Consider the following 24,144-nt stretch of genomic DNA (forward strand, 5'->3'; position numbering starts at 1 on the left):
CCCGCCTGAAGCGGGGTATTCATCTTATTCTGTGGCGGCGACTGCCGCGCTCCACGCCTGGCTAAAAGCCTGGTGCTGGGAGGCCAGCGGCCCAATCAGCGTATTGTACTGGCTCGCCTGCTGGGAGGTCGGGAACTGGATACCATTAGAGACGAAGCTCACCTGCGTACCCTGCTCATTAATATAATCGCCTACCTGCACTAGCTGCTGCGTAAAGATCTGCGCGGCCGGAATCAGAGGTTGCAGGGCTTCAGACGGTTTCGTCACCACTTTCTCATACACCTTGTCAAACACCGGCTTGAGATCTTCGCCCTGTTTCAGCGCGGAACGCGACGCGTCTGCCTGCATTTTGGCATTCTGCAACTGCTGGCTCAGCACGCCGAGCGCACCGTTGGACTGGCGCAGCGGTTCACGCTGGGTCATATAATCCTGCGGCACGCGGATGGCGTTCACGCTATCCAGTACCGGACGAAGACCAGAGTCCATTGCCTGGCTCACCTGCTGTGAATAACCATAAAGAATGGCGTAATCGGACACGAAGGGGCCAAACTGTTTTTTCTGATCCGCAGTCAGCGTTGGCAAACGCTCGCCGCTGCGCATCACCGTATTCTGCAGGAAATCGATAAACGCTTTGCGTTGATCGCCTTCCTTATCGAAACACCCACTCAGGCTAACCACCATTAACAACGCCGCAATAGGCGCAAACCAGCGAGAGCAGGACTTTCCTGTCGCCATTTTTATTACTCCTTTCACCCAAAAAAGCGCACACCGGCACACGCGTGCCCGACGCTGACAAGGATAGTCCAGGTCAGCCTCGCAAGATACCCTTTTCACGCAAATCGGCTATTGCCGTTTTATTTCTTACCATTTACAAATAAATACCAGCCGAAGCCTACATATGATTAATCAGGTAATTAGCATAACTATCCATCGCGCTGAAACGCGTAAAGCGATGGTTACCGCACGATTAATCACTGCCGTGACGATCCTTCCCGTCTATTAGGGACTATTCTTAATTGGCTCTCTGATGTTCATGATCCCGCTGTGAGATTTATGAGGAGTTCTCAATGGAATATAAAGATCCTGAGTTTGAGCTGCTGAGCAGCCTGGAACAGATTATATTTAAAGATGTACCGCAGACGATTACTCTGCAACAAAAATCCAATCCCTTTACAGAATTTGAGCGATTGCGCAAAGGGACAGGACTTAAAACGGACGAATTCGCAAGAGCAATGGGAGTCAGCGTGGCGATGGTGCTGGAGTGGGAGTCAAAACGTGAAAAACCCACGCCAACCGAGTTGAAGCTGATGAGCCTGATTCAGGCCAACCCTGCACTCAGCAAACAGATAGCGTAGTGAAGTTTGAACGCCCCCGCCTCTGCGGGGGCTTGTGTTTAAAGGCTTACGCAACGCCAGCCCGTCTCTTCCCACACCAACTCGTGCGACAACCTTAACCCTCTTAAAAACGCGTCATCGTGTGACACCACCAGCAGTGCGCCGGGGAAACCGGCCAGCGCCGCTTCAATTGCCTGGAGCGATGCCAGATCCAGATGGTTGGTCGGCTCGTCCAGCAACAGGAGCTGCGTCGCTTCAGCGCGCCATAACACGCAGGCCAGCGCAGCCTTAAGACGCTCACCGCCGCTCAGTTCCGCCAGCGGGAGCTTGGCTTTGTCGGCCCCCAACTGAAGCTGGGCTAAACGGGTTCGCAATACGCCCTCCTCCAGGGGCGTATTGCCCAGGTTGAGATGCGTCATGACCGACTGCGAGAGATCGAGCCGGGAAAGATGCTGATCGAGGTAAGCGCAGCTGACAGACACCTTACAGGTTCCTGAATGTGAACTAATGTCGCCGAGTATCGCTTTCAGCAGCGTCGATTTTCCGCAGCCGTTCGGTCCCTTTAGCGCCACGCGCATCGGCCCGTCCATCCGCCAGTTGAGCGGGGGAACGGACACATGCGGCAGCACAAGATCCTCCAGAACCAGCACCTGTTTCCCCTCCGGGACCTGACTCCCCGGCAGAGTGAACATCACGGGCGTATCTTCTTCAACCCGCTCACGTGCCTTATTCACCGCGGCGTTCAGAGCTTCATTTTGCTCGCTATGCTGCTTTTTCCAGGAACCGATACGTTCCTTTGCCGCGCCTTTGTATTTAACGCGTTCAAACGAGGCGATATTGAGGGTATCGACGGTGCGTAATGTCTTTGCCGAACGCCGCTGGCTGTCATCGTGCTCTTTTTGCATGCGTGCGCGGGTGCGTTTGCGCTCCGTCGCCGCGTGCTCCAGCGCCGCGCGAGCCGCCTGCTGTTCAGCATCGCGCTGGGTGTGATAATCCGCATAATTACCGCCGTAGCTGCGCAGGCCGGAGCCGCTCAGTTCAAGAATACGCGGCACCTGTTCCAGAAGTTCCCGGTCATGAGAGGCGACAAGCACGCCCCCGTGGTAACGACTAAGCTGGTCGTAGAACCACGCCCGTCCGTGTCGATCCAGATGGTTAGTGGGTTCGTCCAGCAGCAGGAAATCCGCTTCAGACGTAAACACCCTGCACAGCAGGGCGCGAATGCGCTCGCCGCCGCTGAGTTCACCGGCGAGTTTATCCGGGTCAAACGGTGGGAGCTTCGCATTGGTAAACGCCTCGCTCAGACGCTCGGCTAAATCCCAGTAGCCGTCGAGCACCTCCAGATCGTCAGGCTGGTAATCGCCGCTGTCGATGCGTTTGCGCGCCGTAAAAATCGCGTCATACCCGAGCAGTTCGGCAAGCGTGGTCTGCGGAGTAATATCGTGCTGTTGCGCCACCCAGGCATGTGAGCCAAAGCGTTCAATATGGCCGCTGGCAGGTTCATCCAGCCCCGCCAGCAGACGCAGCAGACGCGTTTTCCCGCTGCCGTTGCGGCCAACCAGCGCACACAGAGACGGCTCCAGGGAAAGATTCAGTGGACCAAAAAGGATATCGCCCGTCGCAAACTGACAGGTGACCTGATGCAAAATAAAAGAAGGGGACTGCGCAAAATGAGCCATAAGCACTCCTGAATGAAATCAAAACATCCCCTGCCGACGCGGTGGCGTTTAGCAAGGATCGAAATTCATCAGTCGTGTTTGTTCATTTTTGGGGGGCGCTCCAGAGCGAGAAAGTTAACGGGGATAAGGATAGCGGTAATGTGTTGACCATTTCAAGGTTAAATTTTGGACGATTTATACTCCTTCTCCCTTTGGGTTGAGGAATCCCCACAAATTAATGCGAGCAGTGAACAATCCCCTCGCCCCTTTGGGGAGAGGGTTAGGGTGAGGGGAAACAGACGGTAATTTTGCGAGCCTCTTTCCAGAAATGGTAATATGCTCAGCGACATAGCTCAAAACTGTTGCCGCCTGTTTTGATGAGCAGTAAGTTCTCTTTGCACCTGCAAAATCAGGTGCCGGGATTGGAACCCTGAATCACTTCACTGGCGACACAGGCTCTGTGTCGTACGGCCTGTTGCATCTCAATGGCGGGCCGGACAGGGGCGCTGCAAAGCGCGCTGGTGTCAGTGAGGCCAGTCGTTCCAACCTTGTTCGGTTCCGCCACCAGCGAGCCTGGAACCTCCCGTGGCGGAAGATATACCACTCACTGAGGTTATTTATGTCAATGACTGACTCTTTATTCACCCTGCCCTTCAACCACACCACCGACTTCACCGAACTGGCGGATAACTGCGAACGTTTTATCGACGCACTGGTAGATTGCGAAGAACCCGCCCCAAAAATGGCGCTTTACGGCAGACTTTATGCCTGTCTGAATCTTCTGCAACCCTCGCTTCTGGATCCTGTTCCGGATTCTTTAAAAGCCAGCCTGACCGTTAAGGAACTCCCGTCGCGTCTTCCGGCTTTCGAACCCGAATGCGATCAGCTGGGGCGCTACTGTCAGGAGATTACGCAGTTGCTGATGAACGGCTCACTGCCGCGACAATCTGAAATCGTGATGGAAGATTTGCTGTGCGAACTGGTCAGCTACTTTGCCGATACGCTGAAGGCACCGCGCTGGCTGCAGACGGACGAAGGCACAGTCGCGATCGGCTAAACCTGCCGGATGACGCTGCGCTTATCCGGCCTACAAAAGACCCATAAAAAAACCCGCCGAAGCGGGTTTTTAGCATTTGTAACAACGAGTGCCTTACTGCAGCAGCGAAATATCCGCCACGCGCAGGAACAGTTCGCGCAGTTTCTCAAGCATAGTCAGGCGGTTAATACGCAGCTCTTTGTCGTCCACGTTTACCATCACTTTATCGAAGAAGGCGTCGATAACGTCACGCAGTTCAGCCAGTTCCACCAGCGCTTCCTGGTAGCGGCCTTCCGCGAAGAACGGCTCCAGCTTGTCGCGCAGCACAACAACCTGCATCGCCAGCGCGATCTCTTCCGGCTCTTTCAGCGTCGCGGCGTTCACACGCTCGTTCAGCGTCTCGTCGGATTTCGCCAGAATGTTGGATACACGCTTGTTAGCCGCAGCCAGGGCAGACGCCGCGTCCAGCGTGCGGAAGTGGGACACCGCCTTCATACGCGCATCAAAGTCAGCCGGACGGGTCGGACGACGCGCCAGCACCGCCTGAATGGTGTCGACGGTGTAGCCTTCGTCCTGATACCAGGCGCGGAAACGACCGAGCATGAAGTCGATCACGTCATCCACGACTTTCGCGTTGGTCAGCTTGTCGCCGTACAGACGCACCGCTTCTTCGGTCAGCGTTTGCAGATCAAGGTTCAGGTTCTTCTCAACGATGATACGCAGCACGCCGAGCGCAGCACGACGCAGCGCGAACGGGTCTTTATCGCCTTTCGGATGTTGACCGATACCGAAGATACCCGCCAGGGTGTCCATCTTATCGGCAATCGCGACGGCACACGCCACCGGGTTGGACGGCAGATCGTCACCCGCAAAGCGCGGTTGATACTGCTCGTTCAGGGCTACAGCCACGTCTTCCGCTTCGCCGTCGTGACGTGCGTAGTGCATACCCATAACGCCCTGGGTGTCGGTAAATTCAAACACCATGTTGGTCATCAGGTCACACTTGGAGAGCAGGCCCGCGCGAGTCGCGTGGTTAACGTCCGCACCGATTTCGCGAGCGATCCAGCCGGACAGTTCCGCGATACGGTCAGTCTTGTCGCGCAGCGTGCCCAGCTGCTGCTGGAACAGCACGGTCTGCAGGCGCGGCAGGTTATCTTCCAGACGCTTTTTACGGTCGGTATTGAAGAAGAACTCCGCATCCGCCAGACGCGGGCGCACCACTTTCTCGTTACCGGAGATAATCTGCACCGGATCTTTCGATTCGATATTCGCCACGAAGATGAAGTTTGGCAGCAGCTTGCCGTCGTTGGCGTAGACCGGGAAGTACTTCTGGTCACCCTTCATGGTGTACACCAACGCTTCTGCCGGAACAGCCAGGAATTTCTCTTCGAACTTCGCGGTCAGCACAACCGGCCATTCCACCAGCGAGGTCACCTCTTCCAGCAGGCTTTCGCTCAGGTCAGCGTTGCCGCCAATCTCACGCGCCGCGGCTTCCGCATCCGCTTTGATTTTCGCTTTACGCTGCTCGTAGTCGGCAATTACTTTACCGCGCTCCAGCAGGATCTGCGGATACTGGTCAGCATTGTCGATGGTGAACTCCGGCTCGCCCATAAAGCGGTGGCCGCGGATCACGCGATCGGACGCCACGCCCAGGATGGTGGCAGGAATAACGGTATCACCCAGCAGTAAGGTCACGGTGTGCACCGGACGCACGAAGTGGACGTCAGACGCCCCCCAGCGCATCAGTTTAGGAATCGGCAGCTTAGCCAGTGAGGTTGCGATCATGTCCGGCAGCAGCGCTTCTGCGCTTTCGCCTTTGACATGGGCACGATACAGCAACCATTCGCCTTTATCGGTGGTCAGACGTTCGGCCTGGTCAACGGTGATCCCGCAGCCGCGCGCCCAGCCTTCTGCCGCTTTACTCGGCTTGCCTTCCGCGTCGAACGCCTGAGCAATCGCCGGGCCACGTTTTTCCACTTCACGATCCGGCTGAGACGCCGCCAGGTTTGCCACTTTCAGCGCCAGACGGCGCGGCGCAGCAAACCACTCAATTTTACCGTGTGCCAGGCCAGCGTTATCCAGCTCAGCAGTCACGTTCGCAGCAAAAGATTCAGCCAGGCTGCGCAGGGCTTTTGGTGGCAGCTCTTCGGTGCCAATTTCCACCAGGAAAGTTTTCTCAGACATGGCCGCCTCTTATTTGTTTCGGTTGCACATCGGGAAGCCAAGGGCTTCACGGGACGCGTAGTAGGCTTCAGCAACGGCTTTAGTCAGGGTACGAATACGCAGAATGTAGCGCTGACGTTCAGTCACGGAGATGGCTTTGCGGGCGTCCAGCAGGTTGAAGCTGTGGGCGGCCTTCAGAATACGCTCGTAAGCAGGCAGCGGCAGCGGAGTTTCCAGCGCCAGCAGTTGCTGCGCTTCTTTCTCGTACTGCTCGAAGCAGGTGAACAGGAAGTCCACGTCTGCGTATTCGAAGTTATAGGTGGATTGCTCCACTTCATTCTGATGGAACACGTCGCCGTAGGTGGTTTTACCCAGCGGGCCGTCGCTCCAGACCAGGTCGTAAACGCTGTCTACGCCCTGAATATACATCGCCAGACGTTCCAGACCGTAGGTGATTTCGCCGGTAATCGGTTTACATTCCAGACCACCAACCTGCTGGAAGTAAGTGAACTGCGTCACTTCCATACCGTTCAGCCACACTTCCCAGCCCAGACCCCAGGCACCCAGCGTTGGGTTTTCCCAGTTATCTTCCACGAAACGAATGTCGTGGATGGTCGGGTCCATACCCAGCTCTTTCAGTGACCCGAGATACAGTTCCTGAATGTTGTCGGGCGATGGCTTAATCACCACCTGGAACTGATAGTAGTGCTGCAGACGGTTCGGGTTTTCGCCGTAACGGCCATCGGTAGGACGGCGGGATGGCTGCACATAGGCAGTCGCCATTGGCTCTGGCCCCAACGCGCGTAAGCTGGTCATCGGGTGTGAAGTGCCTGCGCCGACTTCCATGTCCAAAGGTTGAACAATGGTGCAGCCCTGACGAGCCCAGTAATCCTGTAAGGTCAGGATCAGGCCCTGGAAGGTCTTGGTATCAAACTTTTGCATAGTATTTCGTGCTGGATACGTGTGGTTTTAAATGGAAGGGATCAGTATACCCGCTGGCTGCAAGATATACAGTACGAAACGGGGTTGTTTAGGGAAAATTGGGAAATAAGCCTTTTAGCCAGAACACCTGAACGCTCTGGCTGCTGAATATACGAGCACGTTAACGCATTGAGAGGTGCAAAAACTGGCCGTCCGCATCAAAAGAACAGATAAAGCCCTCTTTACGCGCAGTATGTCCCTTCAGCTCATAGCTGCCCTGGAAACGCTCAAACCCGGTGACATCAATTTTCCCTACCTCGGAATTATAGCGGCGAGCAGCCTGGTCTTTACAGAGCTGTTCCATATTCAGGGAGCGTGCCGGACTAATTTTGCTCTGCTGCGCTTTTTGCACAGGCGCTTCTTGCGAAGCACTGCAACCTGCCAGTAAAAACAGCAGAAAGAGTGACGCGATGCGCTTCATCATCATTTTTATTACCGCCCTGGTCTGTGGCTGTTATTTTTAGTATCAAAGCCTTTATAGATTATGGTTGGTCATTCTGCGAATCTCACGAGCTTCATACAAGTTCGCCTGATTAAACTCAGAATTTTCCAAGGGAAGACTTTTACGCAATGGCAGTCACACTCTTTTTACCAGGAAAACAGAGGAACTGATGCAGTCAAAAATTAACTGGATTGATAACCTGCGAGGAATAGCGTGTCTGATGGTGGTGATGATCCACACGACGACCTGGTACGTCACGAATGCGCACAGTATCAGCCCCGTTAACTGGGATATCGCCAATATTCTTAACTCGGCATCTCGCGTAAGCGTGCCGCTGTTTTTTATGATTTCCGGCTTTCTCTTTTTTGGCGAGCGGAGTGCGCAACCGAGGCATTTTATCCGCATTGCATCGTGTCTGCTGTTTTACAGCGCCGTCGCATTGCTCTATATCTCCCTGTTTACCTCGATTAGCGCCGGGCTTTCGCTTAAGTATTTGCTGCAAAAACCGGTTTTCTACCATCTGTGGTTTTTCTTCGCCATTATCGTGATTTATCTGGTTTCACCGCTGATTCAGGTAAAAAACGTCAGCGGCAAAATGCTGCTGGCGCTGATGGTCGTGATTGGCATAGTGGCAAACCCAAATACCGTCTCGCAGAAAATCGACGGTTTCGAATGGCTACCGGTCAACCTCTACATCAACGGCGATACCTTTTACTACGTGCTGTACGGCATGCTGGGGCGTGCCATCGGGATGATGGATACGCACAAACGCGGTATAAACTGGCTGTGTGGCGCGCTGTTTATCCTTGGCGTAATTGTGATTTCACGCGGGACGTTACATGAGCTGCAATGGCGCGGTAACTTCGCTGACACCTGGTATGTGTACTGCGGTCCGGTGGTTTTCATCTGCGCAATATCCCTCCTGACGCTCGTCAAAAACACGCTGAACGAACGCCCGTTTCCTGTACTGGGGTTTATCTCGCGCCACTCGCTGGGGATCTACGGTTTTCACGCACTGGTGATCCACGCCCTGCGCACGCGAGGCGTGGAATTTAAAAACTGGCCGCTGCTGGACATAGTCTGGATTTTCGCCGCCACGCTGGTTGTAAGCCTGCTACTGTCGATGCTGTTGCAGCGGGTCGATACACGCAGGTATGTCAGTTAGCCTGGCAGCGATGTTTATGACATCAGCGGTACAAGTTGTTCATAAATTTTGCGGAAAGTTTCACGTCGCTCTGCATAGCGGGCGTGATTTTTCGCATCGGGAAGATGCTGTTGTTCAAGCGGTAATTGCGGCAACAGCTCAGCCAAAGGCTTCTCAGGGTTCACCGCTATCTGCGCCAGCCGCGCCGCGCCGAGCGCAGGCCCGACATCACCACCGGTACGGTAATCCAGCGTTAACCCGCTAATATCGCACAACATCTGCCGCCAGTAATTGCTGCGCGCCCCGCCACCAATCAGCGTAATACTTGAGGGTTTCAAGCCACAGTCATGCACCACGTCCATCCCGTCTGCCAGCGCATAGCCCACGCCTTCCAGCACGGCCCGCGCCAGTTCTGCCGGGCCATGTTGATGGGTTAAGCCAAAAAACACGCCTTTTGCTTCCGGGTTATTATGAGGCGTTCGCTCGCCGGACAAATACGGTAAAAACCAGAGCGCACCTGCGTTGTCATCCGCCTGCTGTGCTGCTGCGATCAGCGCCGGTACATCTGGCATTCCGGTAAGCGTCGCCGCCCAGTCAAGGCAGGATGCGGCACTCAGCATGACCGACATCAGATGCCATTTCCCCGGCAGCGCATGGCAAAAACTGTGAACTGCACTTTCAGGGTTACTGCGATAACCGTCGCTGACGGCAAAATAGACGCCGGAGGTGCCGAGCGAGAGCATGGCCTGCCCTGCTTCGACCATCCCCACGCCAACGGCTCCCGCTGCGTTATCTCCACCACCGGCCACAACCGGTACTACAGGCATATTCCAGCGTTCCGCAACAGAAGGTTGCAGGGTGCCCGTCATTTCGCTGCCCTCAAAAAGGGCTGGCAAATGGTCACGGGTCAGATGGCAGGCGTCGAGCATCGCCTCGCTCCAGTCTCGTTTCGCCACATCGAGCCACAGGGTGCCCGCTGCGTCAGACATGTCGCTGGCGAAATCGCCCGTCATACGAAAACGCAGATAATCTTTTGGCAGCAGCACCTTCGCCACCTGACGGAAAATCTCCGGCTCATGGCGCTGCACCCACAAAAGTTTTGGTGCCGTAAACCCTGGCATCATCAGGTTGCCCGTGATTTCACGGGACGCAGGCACGCTCTCTTCGAGGATTGCGCACTCTTCCGCGCACCGGCCATCATTCCAGAGGATGGCCGGCCGCAGCACCCGATGCTGGCTGTCCAACAGCGTCGCGCCGTGCATTTGCCCGGCAATGCCCAGCGCATTAACCTCGCGCAGGCTGTGTTGTTCACCCAGGGCTTTGATTGCGCGGTCCGTCGCTTGCCACCACTGTTCCGGGTCCTGCTCCGACCATAGCGGATGTGGACGTGAAACCTGCAGCTTTTCAGTCTGTGTTGCCAGTACGTCGCCCTGCTCACTTAACAGAATGGCTTTCACACCCGATGTGCCAAGATCAATCCCGATATACATTCGGTGACTCCTTTAACTGAAATGCCCGGTGGCGCTACGCTGACCGGGCCTACGTTATTACTTATCAAACAGATAGTGATTCACCAGGTTTTCCAGCAGTTCCTGATGCCCGCTCTGGTGCTGCGGTGCCAGGTGATGCTGTTCAGCGTACTGCGCGATCTCAGCAAGCGATAACTGACCTTTCAAAATTTGCTGGCCCAGCTCACTGTTCCAGCCGCTATAGCGTTTCGCCACACGTTTATCCAGCTCGCCATCTTCAATCATACGAGCCGCCACTTTCAGCGCCAGCGCCATGGTATCCATTGCGCCGATATGGCCGTAGAACAGATCGTATTTGTCAGTGCTCTGACGACGCACTTTGGCATCGAAGTTAAGGCCACCGGTGGTGAAGCCGCCCGCTTTGATGATTTCGTACATTACCAGCGCATTCTCTTCCACGCTGTTCGGGAACTGGTCAGTGTCCCAGCCCAGTTGCGGGTCGCCACGGTTAGCATCCACAGAACCAAAGATACCCAGCGCAATTGCAGAGGCAATTTCGTGGTGGAAAGAGTGGCCCGCAAGCGTGGCGTGGTTAGCCTCAATGTTGACTTTGATCTCTTTTTCCAGACCAAACTGCTTCAGGAAGCCGTACACCGTGGCAACGTCATAATCGTACTGGTGCTTCGTTGGCTCCTGCGGCTTCGGTTCTATCAGCAGCGTACCGCGGAAACCGATTTTGTGTTTGTGCTCAACGACCATCTGCATAAAGCGGCCAATTTGTTCACGCTCCTGGCGCAGATCGGTGTTCAGCAGGGATTCATAACCTTCGCGGCCGCCCCACAGGACATAGTTCTCGCCACCCAGCTGATGCGTGGCATTCATCGCGGTCACAACCTGAGTAGCTGCCCAGCTAAACACTTCCGGGTCCGGGTTGGTTGCTGCGCCTGCGCCATAGCGTGGATTGGTGAAGCAGTTCGCCGTCCCCCACAGCAGTTTCACGCCGCTTTGTTGCTGTTTTGCCGCCAGCACATCCACCATCTGCGCGAAGTTATTCAAATACTCTTTCAGTGACGCGCCTTCCGGGGAGACATCCACATCATGGAAGCAGTAGTACGGTACGTTCAGCTTGTGGAAGAATTCAAACGCAACATCCGCTTTACGTTTCGCCAGTTCGATGGCTTCGCCAGGTTGTTGCCATGGTCGGTCAAAAGAGCCAACACCGAACATGTCGGCACCGTTCCAGCAGAAGGTATGCCAGTAACAGGCGGCAAAGCGCAGATGGTCTTCCATGCGCTTACCCAGCACCAGCTCATCCGGGTTGTAGTGACGAAATGCTAAAGGATTGGTGGTTTTCGTGCCTTCGTAACGAACGCGATCGAGTTGGTCGAAATAGGCTTGCATATTGAGCTCCATAATCAGGGTATGCGGCGAGGTGTAATGACGTAAGTAATAGTGAATACACATTCCGGCTTGCTCAATTACGTTATTTCACACTGCTATTGAGAGAATGCACAACTGTGCGCTGGCTCGCAAAATAATGTGCAGACAAACTATTTTTCGGCGCGTATTCCAGAATCAAATGTAATTAATAGGTTACGCATTTTAAAATCCGATCGCGGTCATAAATTCAGAAATAAACCAAATATCGTAACGAGAAGATAAAAATCTGTAATTGCCAGACCGCCTTTCCACGTTAAAAATTTGCTGCGTCTCAGCAGTGAATGTTTCTTTTATCTCAACAGCAACGTACTCCTACAAAAAGGCCCAATAATTATGAAGATAAAGAACCTGTACCTGACTCTCTGCACTACTCTCCTGCTTGCCAGCTTTGCCGGACATGCGAAAGAGGTCAAAATCGGCATGGCGATTGACGACCTGCGCCTGGAGCGCTGGCAAAAAGATCGCGATATTTTTGTTAAAAAAGCAGAATCTCTTGGCGCAGAGGTATTCGTTCAGTCGGCTAACGGCAACGAAGAAACGCAAATGTCGCAAATTGAAAATATGATCAACCGTGGCGTCGACGTGCTGGTCATTATCCCGTACAACGGCCAGGTATTAAGTAACGTCGTTAAAGAAGCCAAACAGGAAGGCATAAAAGTTCTGGCATATGACCGCATGATTAATAATGCGGATATTGATTTCTATATTTCATTCGATAATGAAAAAGTCGGTGAATTACAGGCAAAAAGTCTGGTCGATAAAGTGCCTCAGGGGAATTATTTCCTGATGGGTGGCTCACCGGTGGATAACAATGCCAAACTGTTCCGTGAAGGACAAATGAAAGTCCTTAAGCCATATATTGACGACGGCAAAATTAAAATCGTCGGCGATCAATGGGCTGATGGCTGGCTGCCAGAAAATGCGCTGAAAATTATGGAAAATGCATTAACGGCGAATAACAACAAAATCGACGCCGTTGTGGCCTCTAACGATGCAACGGCTGGCGGTGCGATTCAGGCACTCAGCGCACAGGGTCTGGCCGGGAAAGTCGCTATTTCGGGCCAGGATGCCGACCTTGCTGGCGTAAAACGCATTATTGCAGGCACCCAAACCATGACGGTTTATAAGCCCATCACCGAGCTTGCAAATACGGCCGCAGAAATTGCCGTTGAGCTGGGAAATGGTCAGCAGCCGAAAGCCGACGCTTCTCTGAACAACGGGCTGAAGGACGTCCCGTCTCGCCTGCTTACGCCAATTGAAGTCAATAAAGAGAACATTGACGCCACGGTGATTAAAGACGGTTTCCACAAAAAGAGTGAACTGTAATTCAGCGCTGCCCCTGCCTGGCGGGGGCGCATCGATTTGTACTGTTCTTCCTTCGGGCCATGTGGAGCAGTTATGCCTTATTTACTTGAAATGAAAAGCATCACCAAAGCCTTTGGCGCAGTGAAGGCGGTCGACAATGTCAGCCTGCGGCTGAACCCTGGCGAAGTGGTGTCATTGTGCGGCGAAAATGGTTCCGGCAAATCAACGCTGATGAAAGTGCTGTGCGGCATCTACCCTTACGGCAGCTATGACGGCGAAATCGTCTTTGCCGGTGAAGTCATTCAGGCCACACATATTCGCGATACCGAACGAAAAGGCATCGCTATCATTCACCAGGAACTGGCGCTGGTGAAGCACCTCACTGTGCTGGAGAACATTTTCCTCGGAGCCGAACTTTCACGCCACGGTGTGCTGGATTACGACACCATGACGCTGCGCTGCGAAAAACTGCTGGCGCAAGTGAGCCTTGCCATCTCACCGGACACCCGCGTGGGCGACTTAGGTCTGGGCCAGCAACAACTGGTTGAAATCGCCAAGGCACTGAACAAACAGGTCAGGCTGTTAATCCTTGACGAGCCGACGGCCTCGCTCACCGAACAGGAAACGGCCGTCCTGCTCGACATCATCCGCGATCTGCAAAACCACGGCATCGCCTGCATCTATATTTCGCACAAACTCAATGAAGTAAAAGCCATTTCAGACACCATCTGCGTGATCCGCGACGGCCAGCATATCGGCACGCGCGAAGCGGCAGGTATGAGTGAAGATGACATCATCACCATGATGGTAGGGCGCGAGCTGACTGCGCTGTACCCGAACGAACCTCATACTGTTGGCGAGGAAGTGCTACGAGTGGAAAATCTGACCGCGTGGCATCCCGTTAACCGTCACATCAAGCGCGTAAATAATATCTCCTTCTCGCTCCACCGGGGAGAGATCCTCGGTATTGCCGGTCTGGTTGGTGCGGGGCGTACCGAGGCCGTGCAATGCCTGTTTGGTGTCTGGCCTGGACGCTGGGAAGGCACTATTTATATCGACGGCCAGCATGTAAAGATTGAAAACTGCCAGCAGGCGATTGCCCGTGGTATTGCCATGGTGCCAGAAGACCGCAAAAAAGATGGCATCGTGCCGGTCATGGCTGTCGGTAAAAACATCACGCTGGCGGCCCTCAGTCAGTTTTCCGGTGCGCTGAGCAGCCTGGATGACGCCGCCGAGCAGCAGTGTATTCTCCAGTCACTCACGAGACTTAAGGTGAAAACCTCCTCCCCGGATCTGGCCATTGGACGCCTGAGCGGAGGCAACCAGCAGAAGGCGATTCTGGCACGTTGCCTGCTCCTGAATCCGCGCATTTTGATCCTCGATGAACCCACTCGCGGGATTGATATCGGTGCGAAATATGAAATCTACAAACTGATTAATCAGCTTGTGCAACAAGGGATTGCCGTCATCGTCATTTCGTCTGAACTCCCCGAAGTGCTCGGCCTGAGCGACCGCGTGCTGGTCATGCATGAAGGGAAACTGAAAGCCAACCTGATTAACCAGAACCTGACACAAGAGCAGGTGATGGAAGCCGCCTTAAGGAGCGAACGCCATGTCGAAAAGCAACCCGTCTGATATCAAAGTCGCTGTTCCGACGCCCGGCGCTTTCGCGGGGCTAAAAGCGCTTAACCTGCAGGTTTTTGTGATGATCGCCGCGATTATTGCCATTATGTTGTTCTTTACCTGGATGACTGATGGCTCGTACTTAAGCGCGCGTAACGTCTCAAACCTGCTGCGCCAGACCGCCATCACCGGCATTCTGGCCGTAGGGATGGTCTTTGTCATTATCTCTGCGGAAATTGACCTGTCGGTGGGGTCGATGATGGGTCTGCTCGGCGGGGTGGCGGCAATTTTTGACGTCTGGCTTGGCTGGCCGCTGCCGCTGACAATTGCCGTCACGCTGGTGCTCGGTCTGTTGCTCGGAGCCTGGAACGGCTGGTGGGTGGCGTACCGCAAAGTGCCGTCGTTTATCGTCACCCTCGCCGGGATGCTGGCCTTCCGTGGGATTTTGATTGGCATTACCAACGGCACGACCGTCTCACCAACCAGCGCCGCGATGTCGCAGATTGGGCAGAGTTACCTCTCAGATGGCGTCGGCTTTACGCTGGGTGTTGTGGGTCTGATGGCATTTGTGGCATGGCAGTGGCGGGGACGAATGCGCCGTCAGGCGCTGGGTCTGGCCTCTCCGGCATCAACGTCCGTGGTGGGACGTCAGGCACTCACCGCGGTGATTGTGCTGGGTGCTATCTGGCTTCTGAACGACTACCGCGGCGTCCCGACGCCCGTACTGCTGCTGGCACTTTTGCTTCTGGGCGGCATGTTTATGGCGACGCGCACCGCGTTTGGACGCCGTATTTATGCCATCGGCGGTAACCTTGAGGCGGCGCGTCTGTCAGGCATCAACGTGGAGCGAACGAAACTCGCCGTCTTTGCCATCAACGGTCTGATGGTAGCCATTGCGGGGTTGATCCTCAGCTCGCGTCTGGGGGCGGGTTCACCCTCAGCCGGTAATATTGCAGAGCTGGATGCTATCGCTGCCTGCGTTATCGGCGGCACCAGTCTCGCAGGCGGTGTGGGCAGCGTAGCCGGTGCGGTGATGGGCGCATTTATTATGGCTTCGCTGGATAACGGGATGAGTATGATGGACGTCCCGACGTTTTGGCAGTATATCGTCAAGGGTGCCATTCTTTTGCTGGCAGTCTGGATGGACTCTGCCACCAAGCGGCGTGCCTGAGAACAGTATTGTTACTTATTTGGGAAAGTAAGCCATGTTTGAAAAGCGTCACCGCATTACGTTGTTATTCAATGCCAACAAAGCCTACGATCGCCAGGTGGTTGAAGGGGTTGGGGAATATTTGCAGGCGTCGCAATCCGAGTGGGATATTTTCATTGAAGAAGATTTTCGCACCCGTCTTGAGAACATCAAAGACTGGCTGGGCGATGGCGTAATCGCGGACTATGACGATCCCGTGATCGAGCAATTGCTGAGTGGCGTCGACGTCCCCATTGTGGGCGTCGGCGGCTCTTATCACACGCCTGAGCACTACCCGCCCGTGCATTACATTGCCACCGACAACCACGCGCTCGTTGAAAGCGCATTTCTGCATCTAAAAGAGAAAGGCGTGCATCGCTTTGCTTTTTACGGTTTACCGGCCTCAAGCGGTAAGCGCTGGGCGGTAGAGCGTGAGCACGCATTTTGCCAGCTGGTAGCCCAGGAGAAGTATCGGGGCGTGGTGTACCAGGGGCTAGAAACCGCACCGGAAAACTGGCAGCACGCGCAAAACCGCCTGGCGGACTGGCTGCAAACGTTGCCGCCGCAAACAGGAATTATTGCCGTAACAGATGCCCGCGCCCGTCATGTACTGCAGGTTTGTGAGCATTTACATATTCCAGTGCCTGAAAAGCTGTGCGTCATTGGTATCGATAACGAAGAACTGACGCGATACCTGTCACGCGTGGCATTGTCCTCGGTGGCACAAGGCACACGTCAGATGGGTTACCAGGCCGCTAAGTTGCTTCATCGTTTGCTGGATAACGAAGCGTTGCCGCTTCAGCGCCTGCTGGTTCCCCCTGTGCGCGTAGTGGAACGACGCTCCACTGACTATCGCTCGTTAAACGATCCGGCCGTGATTCAGGCCATGCACTATATTCGTAATCACGCCTGCAAAGGCATCAAGGTTGATCAGGTACTGGATTCTGTCGGTATTTCTCGTTCGAATCTGGAGAAACGTTTTAAAGAGGAAGTGGGTGAAACCATCCACGCGGTCATTCATGCCGAAAAGCTGGAGAAAGCGCGCAGCCTGTTGATCTCCACCTCGCTTTCCATCAATGAAATCTCGCAGATGTGTGGCTACCCGTCATTACAGTATTTTTATTCGGTGTTCAGAAAGGAGTATGACACCACGCCGAAAGAGTATCGGGAACGGCACAGCGAAGTGTTGATATAGAAACAAAAACGCCTTCCAGTGGAAGGCGTTTTTTGAGTTACATATGCGCGGCGATTAAACGCTGGTTATCCTGGTACATCGCGAACAAATAGTTGTTATAGCGCTGCCCCTGCGTGGAATACCCTTTCAGCTTGTGGATCATCGTGCTTGCCGTCACTTCCTGATCCGCCTTACGCAACTGAGCGCGTGATTTACGGAACGAAGCGTAAGCAGGGTGCGTGTTCAGGTTCACCACATAGGCATTCACGGAATCTTTTACAGACGCAAACTGCGAATACCCCTTCACTTTGCCTGGCGCATTGGCGCAACGTCCTTTCGCACATTTCATGCCGAAGAGGTTGTTGTTGTTACGCGCAAGTTTCGAGGTTCCCCAGCCGCTTTCGGCTGCAGCCATCGTCGCTACCATGCTGCCAGGAATGATATCCACGCGCTCTAAAAGCGAGTTCCACGGCACGCGACGCGTGTTGCCGCTCCATTTCACTTTATAGCGTTTGGTAATTTCTTTCAGGCGCGAGCGTTCAGACGGCGACCAGCGGCTATCGTACTGTTTGGCGATCAACCAGTTACGATCCGCCGTAATCGCGGCATTTTGACTTGTGATGTAAGGCATTACCGTCCGGAGAAACGCTTTTTTCCTTGGTGTTCCGGAAGGGTATTTTCGCAAATCAGGAAGTGAACTACTCTTTGCACTATTGCGAGAATACTCTTGTTTACTGCTAACCTTACTACTTGTCGTCTTTATAACGTGGGCTTTCTTACTCGTTGTATCCGTGTGCGTCTTCGCAAGCACCTCACCCGAAAATGCCATGGTCATGGTGAGTAACATGAGTATCGCGGCCCCATATCGTCGAATGGGAGTCGATATCATTAGGTCTCCTGGTCGGATATAAACATTCCAACACCTTATTTTTTTCACAAATTTGAGAGCGGAATCTCAAATCATAGCAAAAATAGACTTCAAGAGCACGTATAGAAATAGTCCAATTCCGAAACTATGTCACCTGAAAGCGGCTCACTAAAACATCATTTCTGAAAAAATGTGCGCGATATCGCAGATAACTGCTTAATTTTGCGCGCGATCACTCATCCTTTCGCGTCCTCCTGGCAGAAAGCGCCAGGGGAGGAGTTTTTCATCTGCACCCGATGGCACACTGGTTAAAAATGCCGCGACAGGAAAATGGAATGAAACGCACCGCAATCGCTTTTCTGCTACTACCCGCACTGGCACAGGCAGAGTGGTCATCACCTGGATTTAGCGCGTTTAACGCCGAAGGCACCGGGGTTTTCACCAGCCAGGCAAAGCTGACGAAGGGTACGCGTCCCCTGACGTTACGTTTTGACAACGCGTGCTGGCAGCCAACAGACGCCATAAAGCTCAACGAGATGCTTTCGCTCAAACCGTGCGAAGGTACGCCACCGCAGTGGCGATTGTTCCGCGATGGTGAGTACCAGATGCGCATTGATACGCGTTCGGGCACGCCCACGCTGATGTTAACGGTTCAAAGCGCGGCAGAACACCCCGTCGCCAGCGTCATGCGTCAGTGCCCAAAATGGGACGATAAACCGTTGACGCTGAACGTTAGCCACACTTTCCCGGAAGGAACCGTCGTGCGCGATTTCTACAGCAAACAGACCGCGACAGTCCAGAACGGCCAAATCACCCTCCAGCCTGCCGCCAACAGCAACGGCCTGCTTCTGCTTGAGCGTGCCGAAACTGACAAACCGGCACCGTTTAGCTGGCAAAACGCCACCGTCTATTTCGTGCTGACCGATCGCTTTGTTAATGGTGACACAACGAATGACAACAGCTACGGCCGACATAAAGACGGCATGCAGGAGATTGGCACCTTCCACGGCGGCGATCTTAAAGGGCTTGCCAGCAAGCTCGACTATTTACAGCAACTGGGCGTCAATGCGCTCTGGATCAGTTCTCCGCTGGAGCAGATCCACGGCTGGGTGGGCGGCGGTACAAAAGGTGATTTCCCCCACTACGCCTATCACGGTTACTACACGCAGGACTGGACAACGCTTGATGCGAACATGGGCACCGAAGATGACTTACGCCACCTTGTCGACGAAGCGCACAAGCGCGGTATCCGTATTCTGTTCGACATCGTGATGAACCATACGGGCTACGCTACGCTGGCGGATATGCAGGAATTTCAGTTTGGTGCTTTGTACCTTCAGGGTGATGAGCTGAAAAAAACGCTGGGCGAACGCTGGACCGACTGGAAGCCAGGCGCTGGTCAAAGCTGGCATAGCTTTAATGATTACATTAATTTCAGCGATAAAGCCGCATGGGAAAAATGGTGGGGCAAAAAGTGGGTCCGCACCGATATTGGTGATTATGACAATCCCGGCTTCGATGATTTGACCATGTCGCTGGCATTCCTGCCAGACGTGAAAACCGAATCCACAACGCCTTCCGGTTTACCTGAATTTTATCAACACAAGCCTGATACCCATGCTAAAGCGATTCCAGGCTACACCCCGCGTGATTATCTGACTCACTGGCTCAGCCAGTGGGTACGTGACTACGGTATCGACGGTTTCCGGGTCGATACCGCAAAACACGTTGAACTCGACGCGTGGCAGCAACTGAAAGATCAGGCAAGCCAGGCGCTGGCCGCATGGAAAGCCGCCAACCCGGATAAAAAACTCGATAATGCCCCGTTCTGGATGACCGGTGAATCCTGGGGACACGGCGTCATGCAAAGTGAGTACTACCGCCACGGTTTCGATGCGATGATCAACTTTGACTACCAGGAACAGGCGGCAAAAGCGGTAGATTGTCTGGCCGATATGGACCTCATCTGGCAGCAGATGGCGGAGAAACTGCAGAGTTTTAACGTACTGAGCTATCTCTCTTCACACGATACGCGACTGTTCCGCGAAGGCGGGCAACGCGCCGCAGAGCTGCTCCTGCTGGCACCGGGAAGCGTGCAAATCTATTACGGAGATGAATCAGAACGTCCATTCGGGCCGACAGGCTCCGACCCGCTGCAGGGAACGCGCTCAGATATGAACTGGCAGGACGTAACGGGCAAGCAGGCGTTAGCCGTCGCCCACTGGCAGATTTTAGGCCAGTTCCGCGCCCGTCATCCGGCAATTGGCGAGGGCAAGCAAACCACGCTTTCGCTGAAAGAAGGTTATGGCTTTGTGCGTGAACATAAGGGCGATAAAGCCATGGTGGTGTGGGCGGGGAATCCGTAGCCTTTACTTTCCCTCTCTTCCCGCAGAAGAGAGGGAAACACCACCAGAACAATTCACTACACAAATTCAAACCCACCACACAAAACAACAAACCACACCGCACCTCCTGATTTGCACCCGCTCGATGCTAGCGTTATGGTTACCCACTTTCATAATAAGCCCGACAGATCACCTGCTATGACCTTTTCACTTTTCGGCGACAAATTTACCCGCCATTCAGGCATTACCCGCCTGATGGAGGATCTCAACGATGGGCTGCGCACACCGGGCGCAATCATGCTCGGCGGCGGAAACCCGGCTCAAATCCCGGAGATGAATGCCTATTTCCAGACACTGCTGGCGCAGATGCTGGAAAACGGTAAAGCGACCGATGCGCTTTGCAACTACGACGGCCCTCAGGGTAAAACCGAGCTACTGAAACTCCTCGCCGACATGCTGCGTGAAGAGCTGGGTTGGGATATCGAACCACAGAATATTGCTCTGACTAATGGCAGCCAGAGCGCATTTTTCTACTTGTTCAACCTGTTCGCAGGACGACGTGCCGACGGCACCACCAGAAAAGTGCTGTTCCCGCTGGCACCAGAGTATATCGGCTATGCCGATTCCGGCCTTGAAGAAGACCTGTTTGTCTCAGCGCGTCCGAACATCGAACTGCTGCCGGAAGGCCAGTTCAAATATCACGTCGATTTTGAGCATCTGCATATCGGTGAAGAGACTGGGATGATCTGCGTGTCACGTCCCACCAACCCGACCGGCAACGTGATTACCGATGACGAGCTGATGAAGCTGGATGCGCTGGCAAATCAGCACGGCATCCCTCTGGTTATCGATAACGCCTATGGCGTGCCGTTCCCTGGGATTATCTTCAGCGAAGCACGTCCGCTGTGGAATCCGAACATCATCCTGTGCATGAGCCTCTCCAAGCTGGGCCTGCCAGGCAGCCGATGCGGCATCATTATCGCCAATGAAAAAATCATCTCCGCCATTACCAATATGAACGGCATTATCAGCCTTTCACCTGGCGGTATCGGTCCGGCGATGATGTGCGAGATGATTAAACGCAACGATCTGCTGCGCCTGTCGAATGAGGTTATTAAGCCGTTCTATTATCAGCGCGTTCAGGAGGCTATCGCGATCATTCGCCGCTACTTACCGGAAGAACGCTGCCTGATCCACAAACCTGAAGGGGCAATTTTCCTGTGGCTGTGGTTTAAAGATCTGCCGATCACCACTGAACTGCTATACCAGCGTCTGAAAAAACGCGGCGTACTGATGGTGCCGGGCGATTATTTCTTCCCAGGGCTGGATAAGCCGTGGCCGCACACGCACCAGTGTATGCGCATGAACTACGTTCCCGACCCGGAGAAAATCGAAGCGGGTGTTAAAATTCTCGCCGAAGAGATTGAGAACGCCTGGCAAGAAGAAAGTCAGTAAGCACTCACACCAGGTGATGCAGCCGTTCGGCGCGTAATCTGGCGGGATCAACACAGCGTAACGCGTGAGTCGGACATGCTTCAACGCAGGCAGGTCCGCTCTCGCGATGCGCGCATAAATCACATTTCAACGCCTGGGTATTATTTCCCACCCACCGAACCTGCATTGCCCCAAACGGACAGGCCACCATACAACTTTTACACCCAATACAACGCGCCTGCTCCACCCGCCAGAACCCTGCCGCGCGGCGGATGGCATTTGTCGGGCAGACATTGGCACAAGGGGCATCTTCACACTGATGGCAACCGACAGCCGTGGTGAACGAGCCGCCCTTAACCACCCGAATACGGGATGTGAAGGCTTTCGGGGAGACGGAAGCACAGTCCTCGGTTTCCTGATGCGACACCACGCAGGCCACTTCACAGGTGCGGCACCCGATGCATTTTGTCGAATCTGCCACGATAAATCGGTTCATCTGTTACGCCTCGCGTACGTTAAAACCCAGTTCTTTTGAGATCGCTTCTGCCGTTTCACGCAATGGTTTGAGCAGATTTTTCTCGCCAATCTGCTTCATGCGGGAAGTCGACAGTGAAATGGAAATCGCATACGGCACGCGGCCATGAATATCAAACACCGGTACGGCGATACAGGAGACACCCAGCTCGTTCTCTTCTTTGTCCATCGCCATGCTGTGCTCACGGATTTCCGCCAGCTCATCATACATGGCGCTCAGTTCGGTGATGGTGTTGCGGGTCAAAGGTTGGATCTGTTCCTGGTGGCTTTCCCAGTAGCTCGCCACGTAATCCTGATGGCCAAACGCCATGTAGATCTTACCCATCGCCGAACAATAGAGCGGCATATGCTGGCCGATATAAGCACGCGTGCGCAGCATGCCGGTCGTCGGCTCCAGTTTGTAAATCAGGATGGCGTGATCGTCTTCACGGCTGGAGAAGTTCACAGTTTCGCCGGTCGCGATATTCAGCGTCTCAAGATGCGGTGCCGCCACGTGGATGATATTCAGCGATGACAGGGCCTTTTGCCCAACGGCAATGAATTTGGTGGTCAGGCGATAGCTGCCCGCCGCAGGCGCTGGCGTCACGTAGCCGCAAGACTGCAGCCCCTGCAATAACCGGTGCACGGTGCTCTTATTCAGCCCTGCAAGTTCTGACAAATGCGCCAGTGGGCACCCGTTCGGATAGTTACTGAGGATCTCAATCAGCATCAGGCCGCGAAACAAGCTCTGGCTACCTGCGGGCCTCTCTTTTTCTTGCGTCATTTCGCTCTCTTTCATGCTCATCAAATGGCTCCTTTTTGTCGCGCCCTGATGGTAGCGCAAAGTGTGGTTCAGTTCACGATCTCAACAGAAAAAACACAACCGTTTGATTTTAATCGATTTTGAAAATCATGAATGTCGTTGATCTGTCAAAATTTGATCGCTATATTTGAAATCAGATTTTGCATAGTGAAATTTAGAGATAAAAAAGCACTCACACTTGCCCCTAAAAACAGGAGAACAGGGATGAAAGTGACCTTTGATGAGTTGAAAGCGGCGTTCAACCGGGTTCTGCTCGAACGTGGCGTGAAAGCAGATACCGCGGATGCGTGCGCCGAGATGTTTGCCCGCACCACGGAATCCGGCGTCTACTCACACGGCGTGAACCGTTTCCCGCGTTTTATTCAGCAGCTTGATGCTGGCGATATCATCCCGGACGCCCTGCCAGAACGTATTACCACGCTGGGGGCCATCGAACAGTGGGATGCCCGGCGTTCCATCGGCAACCTGACGGCGAAGAAAATGATGGATCGCGCCACCGAGCTGGCTTCCGATCACGGTATTGGCCTGGTGGCGCTGCGTAACGCGAACCACTGGATGCGCGGTGGCAGCTACGGCTGGCAGGCGGCGGAGAAAGGCTATATCGGAATTTGCTGGACCAACTCCATCGCCGTGATGCCGCCGTGGGGATCAAAAGAGTGCCGTATTGGTACCAACCCGCTGATCGTCGCGATCCCATCCAGCCCAATCACTATGGTGGATATGTCGATGTCGATGTTCTCCTACGGCATGCTGGAGGTGAATCGTCTGGCTGGGCGTGAACTGCCGGTGGATGGCGGCTTTGATGACGCAGGCAACCTCACTAAAGAACCGGGCGTGATTGAGAAAAACCGCCGCATTCTGCCGATGGGCTACTGGAAAGGTTCTGGTTTATCCATCGTGCTCGATATGATCGCCACCCTGCTCTCCAATGGCTCTTCCGTGGCGGAAGTGACTCAGGACAACAGCGATGAGTACGGCGTGTCGCAGATCTTTATTGCCATCGAAGTGGATCGCCTGATCGACGGGCCAACCCGCGATGCCAAACTGCAGCGCATCATGGATTTCATCACCACTGCGGAACGGTCCGACGAAAACGTCGCTGTCCGTCTGCCGGGGCATGAGTTTACGCGCCTGCTGGAAGAAAACCGCCGCAACGGCATCACCGTTGACGACAGCGTATGGGCAAAAATCCAGTCTCTGTAA

General features: G+C 54.2%; 20 protein-coding genes. 10 read left to right on the top strand and 10 right to left on the bottom strand.

Features of this window, described 5'->3' with window-relative positions; all coding sequences use genetic code 11:
• Nucleotides 1–24: 24 nt before the first annotated feature.
• The gene (locus ABGB15_RS20430; RefSeq protein ID WP_152082981.1) at nucleotides 25–735 is read right to left on the bottom strand and encodes a DUF3053 domain-containing protein; all 711 of its coding nucleotides are present in this window, start codon (nucleotides 733–735) and stop codon (nucleotides 25–27) included.
• A 332-nt stretch (nucleotides 736–1,067) separates the two neighbouring features.
• Between ABGB15_RS20430 and ABGB15_RS20435 the strand changes: the two genes are divergently transcribed.
• Entirely contained in the window at nucleotides 1,068–1,355 is a 288-nt protein-coding gene (locus ABGB15_RS20435) for an HTH-type transcriptional regulator (RefSeq protein ID WP_152082980.1), read from the top strand.
• A 38-nt stretch (nucleotides 1,356–1,393) separates the two neighbouring features.
• Here ABGB15_RS20435 and ABGB15_RS20440 read toward each other — a convergent pair whose 3' ends face one another.
• A complete protein-coding gene (locus tag ABGB15_RS20440) occupies nucleotides 1,394–3,013 on the bottom strand; it encodes an ABC-F family ATP-binding cassette domain-containing protein (protein WP_215723828.1) in 1,620 nt (539 codons plus the stop codon).
• A gap of 598 nt (nucleotides 3,014–3,611) precedes the next feature.
• Between ABGB15_RS20440 and ABGB15_RS20445 the strand changes: the two genes are divergently transcribed.
• The gene (locus ABGB15_RS20445; RefSeq protein WP_215723829.1) at nucleotides 3,612–4,049 is read left to right on the top strand and encodes a hypothetical protein; all 438 of its coding nucleotides are present in this window, start codon (nucleotides 3,612–3,614) and stop codon (nucleotides 4,047–4,049) included.
• Nucleotides 4,050–4,142: 93 nt separating this feature from the next.
• On the opposite strand, the gene glyS is transcribed toward ABGB15_RS20445, so the two are convergent.
• From glyS to ABGB15_RS20460, 3 genes are all read right to left on the bottom strand, one after another.
• The gene (gene glyS, locus ABGB15_RS20450) at nucleotides 4,143–6,212 is read right to left on the bottom strand and encodes a glycine--tRNA ligase subunit beta (protein WP_215723830.1); all 2,070 of its coding nucleotides are present in this window, start codon (nucleotides 6,210–6,212) and stop codon (nucleotides 4,143–4,145) included.
• 9 nt (nucleotides 6,213–6,221) lie between these two features.
• Nucleotides 6,222–7,133, bottom strand: coding sequence for a glycine--tRNA ligase subunit alpha (gene glyQ, locus ABGB15_RS20455; protein ID WP_003860141.1), 912 nt, complete (start codon nucleotides 7,131–7,133; stop codon nucleotides 6,222–6,224).
• Nucleotides 7,134–7,293: 160 nt separating this feature from the next.
• Nucleotides 7,294–7,599 carry a YsaB family lipoprotein gene (locus ABGB15_RS20460; RefSeq protein WP_215723831.1) on the bottom strand — a complete coding sequence of 102 codons (306 nt, stop codon included), beginning with the start codon at nucleotides 7,597–7,599 and terminating at the stop codon, nucleotides 7,294–7,296.
• A gap of 184 nt (nucleotides 7,600–7,783) precedes the next feature.
• Here ABGB15_RS20460 and ABGB15_RS20465 point away from each other — a divergent pair, with 184 nt between their 5' ends.
• Nucleotides 7,784–8,779 carry an acyltransferase gene (locus ABGB15_RS20465; RefSeq protein WP_152082975.1) on the top strand — a complete coding sequence of 332 codons (996 nt, stop codon included), beginning with the start codon at nucleotides 7,784–7,786 and terminating at the stop codon, nucleotides 8,777–8,779.
• A 14-nt stretch (nucleotides 8,780–8,793) separates the two neighbouring features.
• Here ABGB15_RS20465 and xylB read toward each other — a convergent pair whose 3' ends face one another.
• The gene (gene xylB / locus ABGB15_RS20470) at nucleotides 8,794–10,248 is read right to left on the bottom strand and encodes a xylulokinase (RefSeq protein ID WP_215723832.1); all 1,455 of its coding nucleotides are present in this window, start codon (nucleotides 10,246–10,248) and stop codon (nucleotides 8,794–8,796) included.
• 57 nt (nucleotides 10,249–10,305) lie between these two features.
• Entirely contained in the window at nucleotides 10,306–11,628 is a 1,323-nt protein-coding gene (gene xylA / locus ABGB15_RS20475; RefSeq protein WP_152082973.1) for a xylose isomerase, read from the bottom strand.
• Between the two features lie 372 nt (nucleotides 11,629–12,000).
• Between xylA and xylF the strand changes: the two genes are divergently transcribed.
• The 4 genes from xylF (at nucleotide 12,001) to xylR (ending at nucleotide 16,979) form a co-directional block, all read left to right on the top strand.
• Nucleotides 12,001–12,993, top strand: coding sequence for a D-xylose ABC transporter substrate-binding protein (xylF, locus tag ABGB15_RS20480; protein WP_152082972.1), 993 nt, complete (start codon nucleotides 12,001–12,003; stop codon nucleotides 12,991–12,993).
• Between the two features lie 72 nt (nucleotides 12,994–13,065).
• Nucleotides 13,066–14,607 carry a xylose ABC transporter ATP-binding protein gene (locus ABGB15_RS20485; RefSeq protein ID WP_152082971.1) on the top strand — a complete coding sequence of 514 codons (1,542 nt, stop codon included), beginning with the start codon at nucleotides 13,066–13,068 and terminating at the stop codon, nucleotides 14,605–14,607.
• The gene (gene xylH / locus ABGB15_RS20490) at nucleotides 14,585–15,766 is read left to right on the top strand and encodes a xylose ABC transporter permease XylH (RefSeq protein ID WP_215723833.1); all 1,182 of its coding nucleotides are present in this window, start codon (nucleotides 14,585–14,587) and stop codon (nucleotides 15,764–15,766) included. Before ABGB15_RS20485 ends, xylH begins: the two co-directional genes overlap by 23 nt.
• A gap of 34 nt (nucleotides 15,767–15,800) precedes the next feature.
• Nucleotides 15,801–16,979: a D-xylose utilization transcriptional activator XylR gene (gene xylR, locus ABGB15_RS20495; RefSeq protein WP_152082969.1), complete on the top strand. Its 1,179-nt coding sequence runs from the start codon at nucleotides 15,801–15,803 to the stop codon at nucleotides 16,977–16,979.
• A gap of 37 nt (nucleotides 16,980–17,016) precedes the next feature.
• Here the strand turns inward: xylR and ABGB15_RS20500 are convergent, their stop codons facing one another.
• Nucleotides 17,017–17,847 (bottom strand): protein bax, encoded by an 831-nt coding sequence (locus tag ABGB15_RS20500; protein ID WP_215723834.1) that lies wholly within the window; start codon nucleotides 17,845–17,847, stop codon nucleotides 17,017–17,019.
• 314 nt (nucleotides 17,848–18,161) lie between these two features.
• On the opposite strand from ABGB15_RS20500, the gene ABGB15_RS20505 reads away from it, so the two are divergent.
• Both ABGB15_RS20505 and avtA read left to right on the top strand, forming a co-directional pair.
• Nucleotides 18,162–20,192 (top strand): alpha-amylase, encoded by a 2,031-nt coding sequence (locus ABGB15_RS20505; protein WP_215723835.1) that lies wholly within the window; start codon nucleotides 18,162–18,164, stop codon nucleotides 20,190–20,192.
• Between the two features lie 177 nt (nucleotides 20,193–20,369).
• Nucleotides 20,370–21,626, top strand: coding sequence for a valine--pyruvate transaminase (avtA, locus tag ABGB15_RS20510; RefSeq protein ID WP_215723836.1), 1,257 nt, complete (start codon nucleotides 20,370–20,372; stop codon nucleotides 21,624–21,626).
• Between the two features lie 4 nt (nucleotides 21,627–21,630).
• Here the strand turns inward: avtA and ABGB15_RS20515 are convergent, their stop codons facing one another.
• The gene (locus ABGB15_RS20515; RefSeq protein ID WP_215723837.1) at nucleotides 21,631–22,101 is read right to left on the bottom strand and encodes a 4Fe-4S binding protein; all 471 of its coding nucleotides are present in this window, start codon (nucleotides 22,099–22,101) and stop codon (nucleotides 21,631–21,633) included.
• Between the two features lie 3 nt (nucleotides 22,102–22,104).
• Nucleotides 22,105–22,923, bottom strand: a complete 819-nt coding sequence (gene yiaJ, locus ABGB15_RS20520; protein WP_152082964.1) for an IclR family transcriptional regulator YiaJ — start codon at nucleotides 22,921–22,923, stop codon at nucleotides 22,105–22,107.
• Between the two features lie 222 nt (nucleotides 22,924–23,145).
• On the opposite strand from yiaJ, the gene yiaK reads away from it, so the two are divergent.
• Complete coding sequence (gene yiaK / locus ABGB15_RS20525; RefSeq protein ID WP_215723838.1) at nucleotides 23,146–24,144, top strand: 3-dehydro-L-gulonate 2-dehydrogenase; 999 nt, start codon at nucleotides 23,146–23,148, stop codon at nucleotides 24,142–24,144.

Source organism: Enterobacter sp. MALB-1 (genome assembly GCF_041021625.1).
Lineage (GTDB): Bacteria > Pseudomonadota > Gammaproteobacteria > Enterobacterales > Enterobacteriaceae > Enterobacter > Enterobacter oligotrophicus.

Bases quoted from the DNA above. Each gene is read 5' to 3' on its own strand.
- ABGB15_RS20430 (WP_152082981.1), bottom strand. From the start codon at position 735: ATGGCGACAGGAAAGTCCTGCTCTCGCTGGTTTGCGCCTATTGCGGCG.
- ABGB15_RS20435 (WP_152082980.1), top strand. From the start codon at position 1,068: ATGGAATATAAAGATCCTGAGTTTGAGCTGCTGAGCAGCCTGGAACAG.
- ABGB15_RS20440 (WP_215723828.1), bottom strand. From the start codon at position 3,013: ATGGCTCATTTTGCGCAGTCCCCTTCTTTTATTTTGCATCAGGTCACC.
- ABGB15_RS20445 (WP_215723829.1), top strand. From the start codon at position 3,612: ATGTCAATGACTGACTCTTTATTCACCCTGCCCTTCAACCACACCACC.
- glyS (WP_215723830.1), bottom strand. From the start codon at position 6,212: ATGTCTGAGAAAACTTTCCTGGTGGAAATTGGCACCGAAGAGCTGCCA.
- glyQ (WP_003860141.1), bottom strand. From the start codon at position 7,133: ATGCAAAAGTTTGATACCAAGACCTTCCAGGGCCTGATCCTGACCTTA.
- ABGB15_RS20460 (WP_215723831.1), bottom strand. From the start codon at position 7,599: ATGATGATGAAGCGCATCGCGTCACTCTTTCTGCTGTTTTTACTGGCA.
- ABGB15_RS20465 (WP_152082975.1), top strand. From the start codon at position 7,784: ATGCAGTCAAAAATTAACTGGATTGATAACCTGCGAGGAATAGCGTGT.
- xylB (WP_215723832.1), bottom strand. From the start codon at position 10,248: ATGTATATCGGGATTGATCTTGGCACATCGGGTGTGAAAGCCATTCTG.
- xylA (WP_152082973.1), bottom strand. From the start codon at position 11,628: ATGCAAGCCTATTTCGACCAACTCGATCGCGTTCGTTACGAAGGCACG.
- xylF (WP_152082972.1), top strand. From the start codon at position 12,001: ATGAAGATAAAGAACCTGTACCTGACTCTCTGCACTACTCTCCTGCTT.
- ABGB15_RS20485 (WP_152082971.1), top strand. From the start codon at position 13,066: ATGCCTTATTTACTTGAAATGAAAAGCATCACCAAAGCCTTTGGCGCA.
- xylH (WP_215723833.1), top strand. From the start codon at position 14,585: ATGTCGAAAAGCAACCCGTCTGATATCAAAGTCGCTGTTCCGACGCCC.
- xylR (WP_152082969.1), top strand. From the start codon at position 15,801: ATGTTTGAAAAGCGTCACCGCATTACGTTGTTATTCAATGCCAACAAA.
- ABGB15_RS20500 (WP_215723834.1), bottom strand. From the start codon at position 17,847: ATGATATCGACTCCCATTCGACGATATGGGGCCGCGATACTCATGTTA.
- ABGB15_RS20505 (WP_215723835.1), top strand. From the start codon at position 18,162: ATGAAACGCACCGCAATCGCTTTTCTGCTACTACCCGCACTGGCACAG.
- avtA (WP_215723836.1), top strand. From the start codon at position 20,370: ATGACCTTTTCACTTTTCGGCGACAAATTTACCCGCCATTCAGGCATT.
- ABGB15_RS20515 (WP_215723837.1), bottom strand. From the start codon at position 22,101: ATGAACCGATTTATCGTGGCAGATTCGACAAAATGCATCGGGTGCCGC.
- yiaJ (WP_152082964.1), bottom strand. From the start codon at position 22,923: ATGAGCATGAAAGAGAGCGAAATGACGCAAGAAAAAGAGAGGCCCGCA.
- yiaK (WP_215723838.1), top strand. From the start codon at position 23,146: ATGAAAGTGACCTTTGATGAGTTGAAAGCGGCGTTCAACCGGGTTCTG.